General features: G+C 40.7%; 20 protein-coding genes and 1 riboswitch. Of the genes, 5 read left to right on the forward strand and 15 right to left on the reverse strand.

The genetic code is table 11. The features are described from left to right. Positions 1-298: 298 nt before the first annotated feature. Positions 299-1,534 (reverse strand): translocation protein TolB, encoded by a 1,236-nt coding sequence (locus J7E32_RS06895; RefSeq protein ID WP_214905536.1) that lies wholly within the window; start codon positions 1,532-1,534, stop codon positions 299-301. 600 nt (positions 1,535-2,134) lie between these two features. Here J7E32_RS06895 and J7E32_RS06900 point away from each other — a divergent pair. Then, complete coding sequence (locus J7E32_RS06900) at positions 2,135-2,530, forward strand: VOC family protein (RefSeq protein WP_214905538.1); 396 nt, start codon at positions 2,135-2,137, stop codon at positions 2,528-2,530. A 99-nt stretch (positions 2,531-2,629) separates the two neighbouring features. On the opposite strand, the gene J7E32_RS06905 is transcribed toward J7E32_RS06900, so the two are convergent. Both J7E32_RS06905 and J7E32_RS06910 read right to left on the reverse strand, forming a co-directional pair. Continuing rightward, positions 2,630-4,675 carry a DUF4179 domain-containing protein gene (locus J7E32_RS06905; RefSeq protein ID WP_214905540.1) on the reverse strand — a complete coding sequence of 682 codons (2,046 nt, stop codon included), beginning with the start codon at positions 4,673-4,675 and terminating at the stop codon, positions 2,630-2,632. Positions 4,676-4,798: 123 nt separating this feature from the next. After that, positions 4,799-5,002: a hypothetical protein gene (locus J7E32_RS06910; protein ID WP_214905542.1), complete on the reverse strand. Its 204-nt coding sequence runs from the start codon at positions 5,000-5,002 to the stop codon at positions 4,799-4,801. 330 nt (positions 5,003-5,332) lie between these two features. Here J7E32_RS06910 and J7E32_RS06915 point away from each other — a divergent pair, with 330 nt between their 5' ends. From J7E32_RS06915 to J7E32_RS06925, 3 genes are all read left to right on the forward strand, one after another. Further along, complete coding sequence (locus J7E32_RS06915; RefSeq protein WP_214905545.1) at positions 5,333-6,559, forward strand: NAD(P)/FAD-dependent oxidoreductase; 1,227 nt, start codon at positions 5,333-5,335, stop codon at positions 6,557-6,559. A gap of 230 nt (positions 6,560-6,789) precedes the next feature. Continuing rightward, the gene (locus tag J7E32_RS06920) at positions 6,790-7,122 is read left to right on the forward strand and encodes a PadR family transcriptional regulator (protein WP_214905548.1); all 333 of its coding nucleotides are present in this window, start codon (positions 6,790-6,792) and stop codon (positions 7,120-7,122) included. Between the two features lie 176 nt (positions 7,123-7,298). After that, positions 7,299-8,066 (forward strand): DUF1129 family protein, encoded by a 768-nt coding sequence (locus tag J7E32_RS06925; RefSeq protein ID WP_214905551.1) that lies wholly within the window; start codon positions 7,299-7,301, stop codon positions 8,064-8,066. A gap of 46 nt (positions 8,067-8,112) precedes the next feature. Here J7E32_RS06925 and J7E32_RS06930 read toward each other — a convergent pair whose 3' ends face one another. Both J7E32_RS06930 and J7E32_RS06935 read right to left on the reverse strand, forming a co-directional pair. Beyond that, positions 8,113-8,376, reverse strand: coding sequence for a hypothetical protein (locus J7E32_RS06930; protein ID WP_214905554.1), 264 nt, complete (start codon positions 8,374-8,376; stop codon positions 8,113-8,115). A 455-nt stretch (positions 8,377-8,831) separates the two neighbouring features. Further along, entirely contained in the window at positions 8,832-10,178 is a 1,347-nt protein-coding gene (locus tag J7E32_RS06935; RefSeq protein WP_214905557.1) for a TrkH family potassium uptake protein, read from the reverse strand. Between the two features lie 96 nt (positions 10,179-10,274). Next, a riboswitch (cyclic di-AMP (ydaO/yuaA leader) is annotated at positions 10,275-10,423 on the reverse strand. A gap of 195 nt (positions 10,424-10,618) precedes the next feature. Between J7E32_RS06935 and J7E32_RS06940 the strand changes: the two genes are divergently transcribed. Further along, entirely contained in the window at positions 10,619-11,626 is a 1,008-nt protein-coding gene (locus tag J7E32_RS06940) for a DUF3231 family protein (protein WP_214905560.1), read from the forward strand. Positions 11,627-11,669: 43 nt separating this feature from the next. On the opposite strand, the gene J7E32_RS06945 is transcribed toward J7E32_RS06940, so the two are convergent. The 10 genes from J7E32_RS06945 to J7E32_RS06985 all read right to left on the reverse strand — a co-directional run bounded on the left by J7E32_RS06945 (position 11,670) and on the right by J7E32_RS06985 (position 17,588). Continuing rightward, complete coding sequence (locus J7E32_RS06945; RefSeq protein WP_214905563.1) at positions 11,670-11,897, reverse strand: hypothetical protein; 228 nt, start codon at positions 11,895-11,897, stop codon at positions 11,670-11,672. A 122-nt stretch (positions 11,898-12,019) separates the two neighbouring features. Then, positions 12,020-12,151: a hypothetical protein gene (locus J7E32_RS22825; RefSeq protein ID WP_286182833.1), complete on the reverse strand. Its 132-nt coding sequence runs from the start codon at positions 12,149-12,151 to the stop codon at positions 12,020-12,022. Between the two features lie 106 nt (positions 12,152-12,257). Then, positions 12,258-12,710, reverse strand: a complete 453-nt coding sequence (locus J7E32_RS06950) for a hypothetical protein (RefSeq protein ID WP_214905566.1) — start codon at positions 12,708-12,710, stop codon at positions 12,258-12,260. Next, entirely contained in the window at positions 12,707-12,913 is a 207-nt protein-coding gene (locus tag J7E32_RS06955; RefSeq protein ID WP_214905569.1) for a helix-turn-helix transcriptional regulator, read from the reverse strand. The genes J7E32_RS06950 and J7E32_RS06955 overlap by 4 nt, the downstream gene beginning before the upstream one ends. A 125-nt stretch (positions 12,914-13,038) precedes the next feature. Continuing rightward, positions 13,039-13,386 carry a hypothetical protein gene (locus J7E32_RS06960; protein WP_214905572.1) on the reverse strand — a complete coding sequence of 116 codons (348 nt, stop codon included), beginning with the start codon at positions 13,384-13,386 and terminating at the stop codon, positions 13,039-13,041. A gap of 34 nt (positions 13,387-13,420) precedes the next feature. Continuing rightward, positions 13,421-13,585, reverse strand: coding sequence for a hypothetical protein (locus J7E32_RS06965; protein ID WP_214905575.1), 165 nt, complete (start codon positions 13,583-13,585; stop codon positions 13,421-13,423). A 16-nt stretch (positions 13,586-13,601) separates the two neighbouring features. After that, complete coding sequence (locus J7E32_RS06970) at positions 13,602-13,784, reverse strand: hypothetical protein (protein WP_214905578.1); 183 nt, start codon at positions 13,782-13,784, stop codon at positions 13,602-13,604. 629 nt (positions 13,785-14,413) lie between these two features. Continuing rightward, the gene (locus tag J7E32_RS06975) at positions 14,414-15,517 is read right to left on the reverse strand and encodes an AI-2E family transporter (RefSeq protein WP_214905581.1); all 1,104 of its coding nucleotides are present in this window, start codon (positions 15,515-15,517) and stop codon (positions 14,414-14,416) included. Between the two features lie 272 nt (positions 15,518-15,789). Next, on the reverse strand, positions 15,790-16,137 hold the full coding sequence (locus J7E32_RS06980; RefSeq protein ID WP_214905585.1) for a hypothetical protein: 348 nt from the start codon (positions 16,135-16,137) through the stop codon (positions 15,790-15,792). Positions 16,138-16,625: 488 nt separating this feature from the next. Continuing rightward, a complete protein-coding gene (locus J7E32_RS06985) occupies positions 16,626-17,588 on the reverse strand; it encodes a DNA/RNA non-specific endonuclease (RefSeq protein ID WP_214905588.1) in 963 nt (320 codons plus the stop codon). Positions 17,589-17,638 lie beyond the last annotated feature (50 nt).

The following is a 17,638-nucleotide window of genomic DNA, read 5'->3' on the forward strand; positions in this document are numbered from 1 at the left end:
TAATCGTACCCTTATGTGACCACAAACTGCTGCATAAGGGTATCTTTCTTCCATAATCGTACCCTTATGTGACTACAAACAGCTGCATAAGGGTACCTTTCTTCCTTAATCGTACCCTTATGTGATCACAATCAGCTGCATAAGGGTACCTTTCTTTGCTAATCGTACCCTTATGTGATCACAATCAGCTGCATAAGGGTACCTTTCTTTGCTAATCGTACCCTTATGTGATCACAATCAGCTGCATAAGGGTACCTTTCTAAAGAAGCAGCGAAGTCTGAGTAACTTCGCTGCTTCTTTAATCTTGGATGCGCTTCTCTTTTACAGTAAAAAACACCGGAGCAGAGTCAACATTCTTAATCCATATAAACTCTTCTCCACTCAAGCCATCCTTCACCCATACATCGCCACGCATGTCATTTGGATCCTTCCGAAACCACGCTAGATAATGGCCGGCCATTTGAGGATCCAGATCCAGTTCATTCTTTTTCGGAAAAGTAATTTGTTTTTGCTCCTCTGTTTTGACATTGATTGCATACAGTGCCGTGTACATCGTTGGGACGGGCCCTTCTGTCCATTCCTTGTTTTCTTTTGCACGGGCGACTATTACTTGATCCTGTGAGTACCATTCTAAATCAAGGTCGACAAATCCCGCTGGTGTGTATTCCTTCTGTTCTTTAAAAATTGGGATGTCAGCGATTTTCGTTTTTTTGTTTTCAACAAAAAATCTTCCTTCACCTGAAATATAGGCCAGCTGGTTGGAGGATGGTGCCCACTTGAACCAGTCCTTGTACCCCAGTATCTTCCCTACTGCCTGGAATTGTTCACCTTGATTTGACAGGACACATAAGGTTTGACTGTCCATCGACCAGGAAGCCGTAGGAACCAGAATGAAACTGACCCATTTCCCATCATGGCTCCACTTAAAATAGTCAGCATCAATACCAAACAAGTCTGGTTCGTGCGTTTGGATCGTATAAAACTTCTTCATTTTGTCATTAGCGAGGTTCGCATTCACAGGGATTTTATATAGCGGGATTGGTCCCCATCCGGTAGGACGCAAACTGGATTGCGAGGAAACAATAAACTCTTTGCCATTCGGGAACCACTCAAACCCGCTTACCCCCAGTGCAACATTCTCGAACCCCTGCGGGCGGCCATCCTTCATTTTTGTCACATTCAGCAATCCATGATCATTGTATGCTAATTGATTTTTGACCGGTGACCATTTAAAATCAGAGGTCTCAACCCTTACATAAGGCTGGTAGCTTTCTTTTGCCTTCGTATCATAAATGTATAAATCCGATTTTTCTCCTTGTTCATCACCATCAATATAGGCAACAAAACGGCCATCATATGACCATTTTGGAGAATGCACATAACGCCCTTTTGTAATTTGTGTTTCCTGTTCTCCATCTTTGATCCATAGCTGATGGTCACGGATAAACGCTGCAGTGAGCGGTGTTTCCGCATTTCCTCTCATTGGTAAAAGAAAACTCACGAGAAGTACCACAACAATCAATATACTCTTCAAAAGAACATCCCTCCTGACAATAGGATGTCCTGATGTTTAATGAAGATTCTTTTTTAAAACAGGTTCGGGTTTCTTTCCACGGCTGCATTCTGTTCCAGTTTCCTCTTATCTGGCCAACTCAAGTAAGCAGTGAAAATTTTTTTAAAAAAATCACCCATTTAAATAGAGGTACACAATCAGGAAGATGACTAGTCCTATCATGAAGATTGAACCAAGACTTGCACTATATACTACATATACTTTTGTGTGGAGGATAACATGAACAATTAGAACTATAAGCAGTAAAACAAGCAAAAAGATGAATAATTGTAGATTCTTATTTCTATTCAAAAGATCAGCACCTTAATAGTTCCAAATTATCAAAACGTTAGTTGTCCATATATTTTATATATTTTTTCATTACGGATTTTATTCATGATTTCCTCCAGCTCCGAAGCAAGAATGGGATGCCTTGTTTTGCGCACCAAGTGCCCATGTTCTCCTCTAGTACTTGGCATTTAGGTATAATTCATCAATTTAATACCATAATGAAGAAGGTGTGCCCAACAGCTTTGTAGAAAATACATTCTAGAACTATGTTTTTATCATTAGGAGGTAATCATGGGTAGATTAGTACATTTCGAAATTCATGTAGATAATATGGACCGCGCTAAAACTTTTTATGGTGAAGTATTCGGGTGGGCATTTCAAGATTGGAGTGATTTTGCTGGTATGCCTTACTTTGGAGCAGTGACTGGCGGTGAAGATGAGCCCGGAATTAACGGTGCTTTAATGCAGCGTCAAGGTCCTCCTCCAGAATCAAACCAGCCTCTGAATGGTTACGCCTGTACAATGGGCGTAGAAGATTACGATGCGACTGAAACAAAGATTCTTAATAATGGCGGCGTAGTAGCATTGCCAAAGTATGCTCTGCCGGGCATGGCATGGCAGGGATATTATAAAGATACAGAGGGAAATATATTTGGCATTCATCAACCAGATGTAAATGCAAAATAGAGTACTTACCCCCAGAAAAGGCACTTTAATGGTGCCTTTTTTTATTTCTTTATTTTAATGTAAAAAGGGACGGTTTCCCCGCCCCCAATAATCAACACTTTATTCCGTATCTTGAGACACCATAACCGTCCCCAGGTCCCAAACTTCATCCAAGTATTTTAAGCTATTATAACCGGTAATCTGAAGTTTCATGGAGTTATCGTCAATCCCTTCTACTCTCATAGATTGTTCTGTGATGAAATGGCGTGGCTGCTCCAATTTTTCATAGTTGATTGGGCCCTTATATGGATCATATTCAACACCGTTTTTGTCTACAAGCACTGCTTTGGAATCCATATGGGTCATGTTGGGCTGTTGGCCATTTTCATCCACAAAATCGATGTTAAGTGATTCATATTCCCGATTTTCCAGGTCATCATTACGTATAATAACCTCGGTAGCTTGGCCGGCTTCGGTCTTATCGATCCAGAGGGTACTGCCTGCATACTCAATCGTCTGCGGGAATGTCTGATTTTCGCTAAGTTCGATGCTTCTATGATCTACAATCGATAAATAGATCGAGTCTAATTGAACTCTGAAATCTTTAACTTTCTCCCCATAAAGCGGGCCAAAATAGGCTTGGAAACCAGTCCAGCCACTGTCCAGCTGGTAATCCATAAAGTGGCTGCCATACCGTTCTGCCTCCACTTTCTTATTATTCACTTCCAGTGATTTGAAATTGATGAAATCGATGCGCTTCTCCAGCTTCTCTGTATTGATGCCAAATTGTAAAAAAGTTGCGGTTGGAGCAACAATCAATTTTTCCAATCGAACGGCGACACCTTCGAGTTCCCTTTGTTCATTAATTTCGTACTCCGTGGTAGGCTGTTTGGATACCGGAAACTCGAAGCTCCAGTAACCGTTTTTATATTCACCAGCCCTAAAACCCAATGATATCGCAGCATCGTTAGTCAATTCCTGAATCTTGGTGATCCTCAATTTGATTTCGCCTTGCTCTTCCTTAAGCGGTCTTAGCGCAATCTTTCCATAAAAAACGTTTTTATTACTCTTGTTCATCTCCGCCTCGACATCAGGAATAGAATAGCGTGGATAGGTGTCTTGTTTCAAAATGTCATATTCGTTTTCAACAGTCACCCCATCCTCAAAAGTCATGAAATATTGCTTGTCTTCCTTCATATCATGAATTTCATAGAATACAAGCGTCTGTATGTCATCCGCCACCACGCCCTTTATTTTGACCTTAACCCCGTCGCTTTCCGCTTCGAGATTCAGCCTCTGGCCAAAACCCTCCTGGAGGAAGGCGCGCAACTGCACATCATCTTCCGTCCATGCATAATAGACCTTTGGAAACGCACCAGTAATGAAGCCGATCGCCACGATTAAGGCAAAAGCACTCACAAAGCCAAGCGCCCATTTTTTACGTTTTTTAATTTTCTGTTGTCTATGCTCCTTCTTAACTGCAAATCTCTTTTTTACGTTTTCCATTAGTAAAGGATCCACACTCGGGTCGCTCTCACCCGAAATGTGATTCAGTCTCGTCATTGTGACTTCCTGGAAGCTCGCCAAATCCTCCTGACATTCCCTGCAATTGTAAAGATGAATCTCAAACTCAATCTTCTCCGAACGTTCCATCGTTTTTTCCAGGTAATCGATATAATGCTTCCGGAACTGCTCACAGCCATGATAGTCCGCTCCATCTATTTGTTTTCTGACCGTCTGAATACCGGAGAACAACAATTCCTTTATTTTTTCAGCCGGAACATCGAGGACTTGCGCAGTCTCCTCAAGGGTAAAACCAGTTACATATGTAAGAACCAGCGCTTCCTTTTCCAGTTGATTCATTCCAGCAAACATTTCCCGACGCGGGTTTAGTTCTTCTGATCCTTGCAAGCGGATGTTTTGAAGAAAAATCGAAGTGACCCACATCTTGAATGACAGATTCCCTTTATATCGGGGAAACTCCTTATGCACCTTCAGGATCGACCTGTAAAAAAGCTCCTCCATCTGCTGCTGATTTTGAACAAAATGCCAGCCAAAACTATAGAAATATTCCTTATGCCCATCAAACCAATCCACGACAGACTGTATGCCATTCTCTTGAATTGCCGCAATCGAAATTGGCTCCATTTTTTCCAGGATCATCATTGCTCCCCCCCTTGGACAAAGGGCCGTTCACCCAACGCCCAGTATTCCAACCTCTCTATTTCTGCAACACCAGAGTCGTTCGAACTATAAGAATAATCAGTTATTTTTAACCAGAGAGACAAATTAAGAGCAGCAGGCCACTGCTTTCTTCAAATCCTTCTCACGGACCCAGATCTCGCCTTCTCTGATTTCATATTTTATCCCCGCTTCATCCAGACGCTGGGTTTGGTTATCCGTACTGTCTGTCCAGTGGGTATACGATTCATTCTGATTACAAGCTGTTAGCGTGATCACTATAAAAAAGCTTAAGGCTAATTTTTTCTTCAAGACAACCACCTCTAAATTCAACGATACCACAAAATGGCAGACAGAGACATAGGAACTGTACAGCTAGTTAATAAAATTCAACGGAGAAAAAACAGCCATTGTCATAAAAAGAGTGGTCATCTTTAAGGAGTGTTTTAGCAAATAATCCTGTCTGCTTTAACAGGAGTGGTTTGCATATAATCCTGTCTGCTTTAACAGGAGTGGTTTAACATATTTATTCGTTAACACCATGGGGATAGGTGGTTCTGCAGAAACATTCGGGTACCTTGAATGAATGTCATAACTGATCGTGGAGATACTATCGATATCTCTATGAGCAGGGGGAAACACATGAATATAATGTCTGGTACATATTATTGGCCCGCCACTTTCCCTTCTCCCCCCTCCTATCCACAGCTGGAAGAGAATTTGGAATGCGATGTCCTGATTGTTGGAGGAGGAAGTTCAGCTTCGCAATGTGCATACTATCTTGCGGATTCCGGATTGAAAGTGGCAGTCATTGAAAAAGGAAAGATTGGCAGCGGCAGCACGAGTTCGAATACGGCACTCATTCAGTATTCAGGGGAGAAGATGTTCACGAACCTGGTTAACTCTTTTGGAAAGGAGTATATTTCTAGGCATTTAGCACTCTTGCAGAAAGCCATCAATGAAATAGAAGCTGCATCCAGGACCGCAGACATAATCTGCGAATTCCAGCGAAGAGACTCCCTATATTCCGCAAGCTGCAGTGAAGATGTTGAATCGCTGAGGAAAGAATACGAGTTTTTAAAAGAGCAAGGTCTGAAGGTAGACTTTCTCAGCAAAGAAGAAATCGAGAAGAAATATCCGTTCAGCCGCGAGGCCGCCATCTACTCCTATGGTGATGGCGAGCTGAATCCTTTCAAGTTCACCCATGCGTTGATCGACTACGCCGCCAAAAAGGGCGTACAGATCTTCGAAAACACCGAGATGAATGGACATCATGTCGATCCTCAATCAGGGCGGGTGATTCTTTCCACCAAAGGAGGCCAATCCATCTCGGCAGGCAAAGTTATTTTTGCATGTGGCTATGAAGGAATCGACTTAAAAAAAGAAAAACAGGTTTCTTTCGTGAGTACGTACACCGTCACGACAAAGCCTGTAGCTGACCTGACGTTCTGGTACAACCAGACGCTTTTATGGGAAACGGCAAGGCCCTATCTATATATGCGGACGACAGCTGATAACCGGATTATCATTGGCGGCCTTGATGACAACACTACCTATCCTGAGGACCGGAACAGTAAACTCATTCATAAGCGGGACAAACTGATAGAAGAATTCAACAAGATGTTCCCGTCCATCCAGGTAGAACCTGAGTATTATTTAGCTGCATTTTACGGCGGGACTTCGGACGGCCTCCCGATCATCGGAAAGTATGAAGAATATCCAAACAGCTACTTCCTCATGGGATTCGGCGACAACGGCACCGTCTACAGCCAGATGCTCGCGAAAATCATTGCTGAAGAAATCAGAACCGGAAACAGCCCTGACTTAAAGCTGTATTTAAACGACAGGCCGCTCGTTGCGAAAAAATAATCAGAAAGACGCCTTTCCAGGATAGAGGCGTCTTTCTGATTCCCCTTAACCCTTGCATTACAAGATAGCATATTGTATAGTGAAGATATATCTTGTAATGCAAGGTACTGTTCATCACATCAAATACCTTGCATTACAAGCTACTGTTTATCGCACCAAAACCTGCATTACAAGCTACTGCACATCGCATCAAATACCTGCATTACAAGCTACTGAAAGGAGCCCATTCCATGGCTGATACGACGCAAATGCTTAAAGGGATACTTGATGGATGCCTTTTATCCATCATTAAAGAGGGCGAAATTTATGGGTATGAATTAGCTGCTAAATTAGAGTCTTACGGCTTTCACTCTTTTAGCGAAGGAACAATTTATCCTCTCCTGCTGCGGATGCAGAAAGAGGGTCTGGTAAGCACTACCTTAAGGAAATCCACTGCCGGACCGAAACGGAAATATTATTCATTGACGGAAAAAGGCGAGCAGGAATTGGAGCAATTCATCATCCGCTGGACACAGCTGAGCTCCTCGGTGAACAATGTTTTAAATAAAAGGCTGTTTCCGTAATGAAAGTTGTTAAAATCCTAAAGCCGATTTTAATGTAGTAGAAAGGTAGTTTGCAGGTCGGTATAAGTGGCATGCTCTTTTCCTTAGCGAAGAAGCATCGTTCATTCACTTCTATACGGTAGTCAAGAGCAACAATTGTTGAGAAATGAGCTTATATAAAAGGGGGAATTAACGGGATGGTATCCAAACGAGCGGAACAGTTTTTAGTGGAACTGCGAATGTACTTGATCTCAAAAGGGAAAAACGACCAGGAAATCAATGAAATTACTGAAGAGCTTGAGGTCCATCTGACAGAGGCCGAAGCGGCCGGCAAAGATGTCAGCCATATCATCGGGGACAGCCCGAAGAATTATATGAAAAGCATCGGCGAATCGATGAAAACCGATTACCGTCAATTGGCAGGTTTGGTTCCTTTAATGATTCTGCTGATCTCAGCCTACTTAAGTGTCGGCCCTGCAATCGAAGGAACTTTTTCTGTATCCCAGGGGACCATCTGGTTTGCGCTTGTCATCAGCTCCATAAGCATCCTGGTTTACGGCGCATTTTTATTCAAAATCATGCCGAAATTCTTTCATTCTAAATGGGGTTACATGATATTTTTCGGAATCTCCATCATCGTAACTGGAATAATGGTGGCATTGATGTTTTGGTACAAATCACAGGAGTTCGAAGCCGTTTTCGTCGCAACGCCATCGCAAAACAACCTGATCATTGTCCTGTGTGCGGTCATTTTCATCGGAGCAGCACTCTATACGAAAACCTGGTTCACCGTACTGATTCCTTTATTTCTCTCCATGGGCCCGATTGCCACAAGATTAATACCAGAAGAAGCAAACAATGATCCGCTGTACATCACGATCACCATCCTCGCCTTTTTACTGGCATCAGCTGTAGCAATCGCCATCTTTATTTTCCAGAGCAAGAAAGATCAGAAAAAGATTTAACGTCCTAAAAAGGAGCTCAACTAAGTTGAACTCCTTTTGTTTGCTATCATACTTCGTGTTCAGGATAAATCAATTCATTGTCCACAAAGATCCTGCACTCTACCGTAATCGCACCGCCAAGACTGACCTTGATACTCTGGTGCGCACCGTCATTATTTTTGATTACCCCATTCAAAGTGGCTCGATCAAAGGCAAACCCAAGATTCTGATCCTGCAATCTGCCGTCCACATAAAGCTTTTCCCCATTAAACCACGTATTCTCCACAATTATCTGATGGCCTCTGTATGTAGTTTCAAATACTTTTTTCATTTTCCATCCTCCTATCCCTAGTTATCTATACGGATAGGAGCACTGGAAGTTCCATGAAAAATTTGTCGCACCTGGGTCTAACTGAACTGGTAAAAATCAGCAAAAATTTCCAAGTCGCCAATAAAAATCGATTTTCGCCAATAACCAGCTCATTATCGCCAATAAAACTTGAAAATCGCCAATAAAATCAAATTATCGCCAATAAAATTATTTTTTCGCCAATAAAAAAAGAAGCCGGGTAGATTTCGGTTATAATCCAGCATCAAAATCGCTCATTTTAAGTTAAAATCATCTTGCCTGACGATTTTTTTAATAAACGATAAAAAAATTACCGTCTACCATCTATTGTAATTTATCTCTTGAAGATTTCTGTAACCATATTGTGAAAAATTAGTTAATTTAAAAAAACAAAAAAGAAGTATTGGGCAATATTAGCCCCAATACTTCCTGAACCCCTATCCAACAATCAATCTTTCTTTCGGATAATGGCATTTTGGTTCTTGTTTTCCGCGGTTGAACAAGAAGATAAAAGATAGAATGCCAATTCTTCCTATGAACATCAAGGATATAATGACAATCTTCCCTGCTGTACTTAGTTCAGGAGTGATCCCCATAGACAAGCCGGTCGTCCCAAATGCTGAACTTACTTCGAACATGATTTCCATCATCGTGAAGTTTTCAGTCGCATTCAATATGACCACCGCTGCGAAACAGAGCAGCATGGCCAAAAAACTAACCACTACTGATTTCCGGATATCTTCCTCATGCAGTTCACGCCCAAACACTTTAATGGCATTATGTCCTTTTGCAAAGTTGATGATCAGCAAGATGACCACCGCAAAAGTAGTCGTCCTAATCCCTCCGCCAACAGAACTTGGGGAAGCACCGATAAACATTAAAACGCAAAGCAGCAGTAGGGTTGGATCAGAGAAATCACTCACATTCATCGTAGCAAGCCCGCCGTTCCTAGTGGAGGACGATTGGAACCAGGCATAAAAAAACGACTCATGCCAGTTATAGCTTGCAAAATAATGATTATATTCAAAGAGCAGGATCGCGAATGTACCGATAAACATCAGAGCAAAGAATGTTAAGGTAGTCAGCTTCGTATATAGAGAAAATTGAGAACGATTGTGTTTTTTGCGATTCAAAAAGAATTCTTTTACTTCCACTAATACCGGAAATCCTATAGCCCCTAATGTTAATAAGACAATATTCACGGATTGCACGAAATAATCATGCGCAAAAGGAATCAGCGAACTCCCTGTAATATCAAAACCAGCGTTCGTCGTTGCACTGACTGCCGCAAATAAGCCTTGCAGATAGGCTTCTTGCCATGTCGGGAAATAGCCAAGAAAATACGTTCCTAAAATGAGAGCCCCTACCGCCTCGATCAAAAGGATGATGGCCAAAATTTGCCTCATGAGCTTGACGAGACCTGACATTTGAGATTGATTTTGGTCGGTCATGATTAACTGCCGATCTTTTAGACCGATTTTCCTTCGCAGCAACATCCAGAAAAACGTCCCAAGCGTCATGATTCCTATGCCGCCAAACTGAAGGATGAACATTAAAATGAAAATGCCCGGTGTGCTAAAGGTATCCGGTGTCGATACAACCGTTAGCCCAGTTACACTAACTGCACTGACTGCAGTAAATAAAACATCTATAAATGTCCAGCTCACCCCCGGCTTAAGTGCAATAGGGAGACTGAGGAGCGTCGCCGAAATCAATACGGCAATGACATAAAAAAACACAATGATTTGTGCAGGCTTTAACCAGTTCCTTTTAAAAATTTTCACCAGGACATACCTCTTCTTTACTTTGTTTTTATTTCATAGGGTAAAAGCACAAAAAGACCATCCTTAATAAGAATGGTCAATGCAACCTATCATTAACCCTTCTCTCTTCACGGCTTACGGAGTTAGCTGTCGGATTAGAGATTGAGAGTATCCCTTTTTAGCTTCTTCGCTAAAATTCACCCCAAGATAAAGTATCTTTATCAAAAATTGGTTCCCCCGCTCAAAAGATTCAGCAAAAAGGCTTTTATTAAATTAATAAGTATAAGTTACTCCTATCGCTTAATAGTGTCAATCCTTTTTTATGAAACGCAGGGCCTTAGCTTTGCACTATTGTCAATAGAATGTGTTGACAAAGCGTGTTAAGAAAACTCTATAAATGATTTTGAGTGCTGTATTCATATTTCCCATGTATGGGGAAATAATACCGAAGAGGTGACAATATGGATAAGGATAAAATACAACTTACTTCTTCTGAAATAGGAACCCTGTGGGGCGAATATGTAAACGGGACAATGATCGATGCAGTGAATCGATATATGTTCACCATCATTGAAGATGAATCGATAAAAGCCATATTTGCAGATGCTCTTGCGACGTTCGAAAAACAAAAGAATCAAATGGTGACATTTTTAAAAAATGAGGGGTTTCCGGTCCCCGTAGGATTTAGTGAAGCGGATATAAATAAAGGTGCAAAACGACTGTTCTCGGACACTTTTTGCCTGAATTACCTACATATCATGACACTGCATGGAATGACTGGACATATCACCGCTTTAGGTGTTGCTGTCAGAAAAGACTTACGTGATTTTTATGATTCATGTGATAACGATGGAAAAAGAATGTACCACCAGACGATCGAACTATTGCTAGAAAAAGGCAGTTTCCAGAGGGATCCTTTGTTTTACCCTGCCAAACACCCTGAATTCATTGTTAGCAAAGATTTTACGGATGGGATTTTCGGAAAAGCCAGGAGTTTATCGGCCACAGAAATTATAAGTATTTCTTTCAATGTAAAAAAGAACATTATGGCTAAAACTTTGTCTATCGCTTTCAGTCAAGTTGCCCACTCAAAGGAAGTTCGGAAGTTTTTAACCGAATCTGAGAAAACAGCTGATCAACAAATACAGACTTTTTCCAAAATCATGCACGAGGATAATCTGCCAGTTCCAACTTCATGGGAAGCAGAAGTCACAACATCAACGGATGCTCCTTTCTCAGACAAGCTGATGATGTATCATACCGGCTTCTTGTTCCAGGCTGCCCAGGTCTATCATGGTACAGGCTTGGCGTCTGCCATGCGGACAGACCTTATAGCTACTTATGAAACCATAATCCTGAAAAATTTAATGGTGACAAAGAAATGGTTTGATATTATGGAAAAAAATAACTGGTTAGAACAACCCCCACTGGCTCCCAATCGAAAAGAACTCGCAAACGATAACCAATAGTTGTAATGTCCCCCGAATACGGGGGGACATTTTTTATATACGACTACTTTCTATTATGTATAAAACGCAAATACAGAAAATAGGAAGCAATCAGGACCATGGCATAAAACCATACAGAACGATACCAGACATTCTTCAATTCTGTCCAAAAACTCATTCCGCCCTGATCCGGAGGCAAAAGCGAATAAATGGAAACTTCAATATAGAACAGGCCAAGGAAAAATAAGAATAAAGGAACAAATATTAGCCATACCAAACGATTGAACTTCATTGTAGATCACCTTTTTCTTTCCGCCGTCATACTAATTAGTTTCAACAAATAGGGGATCTATCCCTCTAAAAGAAGCAAAAGGAAGCTGCCTCGTTTTAGCAGCTTCCTTCTTGGTACTGTCGCTATTTTAGCTTAGCGAGCTTATTGGTGATTTCCGCAATTTCCTTCTCCACCTCGTAGAGATTCTTCTGCATCCGGTCCCTGCGAGCTGTCAATACACTAAGCTGTTCTTTAAGCTCATCTTTTTCACTCATCAAATCTAGTCCTCCATCGTTTAATAAAGACTCTCTTTTATTATGTTCAGTTATGGAGTTCTAAGTATTGAAAAATCCTTGTACTTTTATGGAAAAAAGTTCGTACTCACGACCGCACTACAAAAAATAAATACGAAACCAAAACACCTGCCCATTGAACCGTCGCAAATAAAAAGATGGTTTCCGTACTGTAATTTGGGTCACTTAAAAGCATGACCATCAGAAACGGAACCATAATGATTGATAAAACCCCGGCCACAAACAGGCTTTTCGCTAAGATACTCACTTGATATTCATCGTATTGCTTCGTTCGTTTCACAAGGATAAAAACGATAATCACACCAGTTAATCCGATGATCAAGTAGCCAATGAATTTCATATTGCCCGAGTTTAAAAAGTCGGACCATCCGTTCCAAAAATCCGAGTTCAGTGTCTTGCCATGTGAAAGGATACTTATGAATTCCATATGACCCGCTGTGAAAATAAAAATGAATGAATAGATTGCGGACATAAAACTTATGAAAAAGATATTAACAGCCGGATGTTTCAGTAAACTCACTTTCGCTCACTCTCCTCAAATTCAAATAATTCCTCAATGGTCATATTGAAAAATTTCGCTAAATCATAGGCCAGCCAGATGGAAGGATCGAATTTGTTTTTTTCAATCGCATTGATCGCCTGGCGTGATACATTTACCTTCTGGCCCAGCTGCGCTTGCGTTAAGCCGAATTGCTCCCTTAATTGTTTCACTTTATTTTTCAAGATGAATACCTCTTCCTGTGTAAGGTTAACCTTACATTAAAAATACAAGTTTCCCCCTCGAGTGTCAAGTAAACCTTACATTATTTTTTCAAAAAAATGCTTTCCCGAATCTGGAAAGCATCAATTTACCTCTTGTTTATTCTTTTTACCTTTTCCTCTTTAATTGTTATTTTCCCAAGGAAACCCGCTACCTCAAGTTCTAGATAATAGGAAGGATTATCAAGATTCCTGTATGCCTCATGAACCGTCATTTGAAAAATTCCTGGTGAATAACCACCCTGCATCGATTGCAATAAGACTTTTTCACCGCCTTCTCCGATATGAAAGGCACCACAACGTTCATCAAGGCATTGTACATCATACGTCTCTTCCATCCAGCTCGCAAAGTCTGCTTGATCTGGCTTTAGTATTACAGCGACCGATGCCGCAGCAATTAAAACCACCAGTAGCAGCAGCCACGCCCATTTCCTCATGCTATCCCCACCTTACTCAGAATTCATAATAAAGTTAATATAATTTATCTTCCTTTTTAGGGAACGTCCTAAAGAATCCAATCATGCATAAAGCTCCGATCGCTTTTACTACGGTGTTCCCTACAAGGGAATGTTCAACCGTAACGCCAATAAAAAGAGCACCGACCAGCAACAATATAAAACTCAATACAGCCCTCATGCTATCCCCCCATTTACTACTGTGAACATGCTCTAATCACCAGAATGACCCCCACTATAATCAGGATTGATATCACATTAACCAAACAACCACCGCTTGGTGACCCAGTCATCGCCTGTGCCCATCCATTGTTCAAAGCCGCACCAGGATTTCTCCGTTGTTCCTTGGATTTCAATCGTTCTCTTTTTTCCTCGGACATAATAACCTCCCTTGACCCTTTTTAGAAAATTACAGCTGGCCCTATGTTCCCTTAAACCATGGGGGTCCATTGTTATCGGTAGATTATCCTCTTTTATGTGACGATCGTTCACCAATCCCCTTCGTTATCCGCACATTATCCTCTTTTATGTGACGATAACTCATCAAACCCCTTCGTTATCCCCACATTATCCTCTTTTATGTGACGATAATTCTCCTAACCCCTTCGTTATCCGCACATTATCCTCTTTTATGTGACGATAAATCACTAAACCCTTTCGTTATCCGCACATTATCTTCTTTTATGTGACGATAAATCACTAAACCCCTTCGTTATCCGCACATTATCTTCTTTTATGTGACGATAAATCACTAAACCCTTTCGTTATCCGCACATTATCTTCTTTTATGTGACGATAAATCACTAAACCCCTTAGTTATCCGCACATTATCCTCTTTTATGTGACGATAATTCACCAATCCCCTTCGTTATCCGCACATTATCTTCTTTTATAACGATAACGAGATGGCACATTAAATAACCTTCATATTAAAAAAGCGATAGCAGCTTCTATACAGACAGCTCTATCGCCCAAAGACTCATACAGGATTCTCTTGTTAGTTTATGACTCATGATACCTCTGTGGCAATCGTTGCTCGTTTCCGTGCTCTTAAAAATCGGACCAGGTTCAATACGATGGTTTTTGTGACGGCGTAGGTTGGGACAGCTAGCACCATTCCCAGAACGCCAGCCAGATTCCCGGCCGCCAGTAAAATAATGATGATTGTTGCCGGATGAGTATCCAGCGTTTTACCAAGGATAAGTGGAGAAAGCAAATTCCCTTCAATTTGCTGCGCCACCAGGATCACCACAACTACCAGTAAAGCCTTTGTCGGGGAATCGAAGAGACCAACAAGCACTGCAGGCGCTCCGCCAATAATCGGCCCGACATAAGGGATAATGTTTGTGAAGGCGACGATTAACGCCAGAATCAACGCATAGCGCAAATCAATGATTAGATACCCGATAAAAGCCAAAATCCCAACAGCGGAGGCGACCGTTACCTGTCCCTGGATATATGCAGCCAGTGTTTCTCCAGTTTCTTTCAGGATTTTAAGCCCCTCATCACGATAATCTTTCGGAATGAACTTGGAAACAGCAAGCGGAAACCTGTGACCGTCCTTGAACATGTAAAACAGTAAAAATGGAACGGTAACAAGGATGATTGCAATATTGGTGACGATACCCAAAAAGCCTTTGAGTCCATTCGTCAGTTTAGTCGGTATCGTGTTTGCATACTCAATTACGCGCTCCTGCACCGTATCAATCATTTCACGCTGCTCATCCCTGAAGCTTTTAAACTCAGAAGACTGAACAACATCGTAAAAATACTCCGTCGTCTTGTCAGCAAAAACAGGCAGGTCATTCGCAAGCTCTGTTGCCTGTTTGGAGACTGCCGGAACTAAATTTGCAATTGCCAGAACAAGAAGCGCCCCAAACACAACATAAATGATCAATATTGCGAGAACCCGCGGAAGTTTCTTGCGTTCCAGAAAGTCCACCACCGGATTCAGAAGGAAATAGAGGAATCCAGTAATCAGGATCGGAAAGAATACCGTTGAGATGAAGACTCCAATCGGCTCAAACATAAATGAAATCTTTGTAGAAACATAAATGATCGTCGATATAAGCAAAATTTGAATCAGCCAAAATTGCAGTTTAGATTTAGTCAAAGTATGTACCTCTTGCTTAGGTTATTTTGGTAAAATTATACCAAAATTTCTGGTTAAAACATATTGTTTTTCTAATCCTGTGCTTAGTTATAAGCTTTTTTAAAAAAGCACAAATCAAAATGACAATGAAAATGGCGTGCAAACTGATATAAGTTTTAACATGCCATTTTCTAATTTCTTGTAATTTTTAATCCATAATATTATTCATTTTTCAACATAGCACCCGTTTGTGAGTTATTTCTTTAGAAGGATTAACGCTTGCAAATCCACATCTATTCTAGTGGTTTTACTAAGTCCCCAATTAATTCGTTTGAAATGCTTAATGCTTCTTTTCTACTTTTTGCTGGTCCAGATATTAAAAGCCCGTCTTCAGGATGCCAACTATAAGAAGCATTATCTCTTCCTGATTCAATGTGTTCATAAACCATAATGGATAGTTCACTAAAATCTTTGTTTATATAAAGAATGCCGTAGGGTGATTCCCCGAACAATAAAGAACCTCCGTTTTCAAGAAAAACAACTTCAACTTGTTTCTTATCAAGTATTATATTCGTCGGCACCTCTCCTTTTATATCAATCGTTCCTTTATATCGATCGTGGTTAAAAACTTTTCTATACAATTTCCCTGTGATTGTAATTGTAACTTCTTTATTTATTTGATTGCTTTTACTTCCAACTCCATAAACTATTCCGTCAAATGCTTGATTGATATTTTTTGGTATGGAATACCAAACTATAAAGCTAACTATACCTATAATACATATGAAAACTAAATAAAACTTCTTCAGTTTTATGGGAATAAACCTCCTGATCTTTACTAGTTATTTTTTACATCTGTTTTAATTAATATAAAGACCTCATCAATTATGAATATTCAACATTAACATTTAATTTCCTTTTGTGGTTTTAGTTCCATACGAAATCTAACACAAAAAGGCCGTTAATCCTGCTGGATCAACGGCCTCGGTAGTAAAGGAAAATTATATTTTCATCTTATATCACCATTATCCTCAATTGTCCCTGTACAGACATCATTCAAATCGTTCTAAATGGTACAACGAGGAATATGTTCTTTGATTCATTTATTTTGCCTCAAAGCTCCAGGGCCTTACTCACCAACCATACCGTCGTGATCACGATCGTCCATATAGGGGTATAACCAATGATCACTTGTTATTGGCATACTGAAACCTGCTGCTTTTGCCTCTTTAATCGTCACCTGTCCATTACCGTTTGTATCAACACTAGAAATATCAACGCTTGTGTCTGAACTGGTTGAATCGGAAGGCTCACTTCCTGTTGAACCGGTTGATTCATTTACTATCTCAGGGTTCACATTGTCAAATTCGTCAACGATTTCGTTACCCATTAAAGTATAAGTATACTTATAGCTTGAAGGAATCTGCGTTTGATTATTCGGATATGTGATAATTGCTTCAAAATTAGTGGCTCCACCTGCGCTGCGAATCACGTCTTCCATATAAGCTTGATCACCATGGCGGTTGAGCGTACTATCTTGCGGGGTAATATTATAAGCATTCGATACCCCTCCGAGAGAGTCAGCAATGACATGTCCTTCATCTAAAACGTCACTTACGACACCAGGAACCTTTGCCTCATCTGAGAAGTATCTGCCGGAAGATAATACTGGTTCGGTAAGGTCATCTTGGAGAATGATTTCATCAGCTATGACACGTACTAGTTGCCCGTATTCATTCGTAAATGCCCAATATTCACGGTCGCCAAAACCAATGTCAACGACGACATTCGGTTCACGATATCCGGACAAATCACCACCATCAACTTCGATTAGTTTGTATCCTGAGAACAGTTCATCATTTGATTGGGTTGGTTTTTCCTCTCCTGCTCCTTCATCGACATCCGCGGTTTCTTCTTTTTCACTATTTTCATTCGCAGTTTCTTCTTTTTCACTATTTTCATTTGTATTAACTGTGGTTACTTCTTTTGGCTTGGTTTCACCATCTGTAATGGATGGATGTTCTATATCGGTACAACCAGCCATCATAATGGCTGTTAAAAGTAAGATGAAATAGTTCAATTTCTTTTTCATTTCAGGACTCTCCTATAATAGATTCATAATCTAGATTAACATTGTTAACC

Origin of the sequence: Bacillus sp. ISL-55 (assembly GCF_018613155.1) — a bacterium.
GTDB lineage: Bacteria > Bacillota > Bacilli > Bacillales > Cytobacillaceae > Mesobacillus.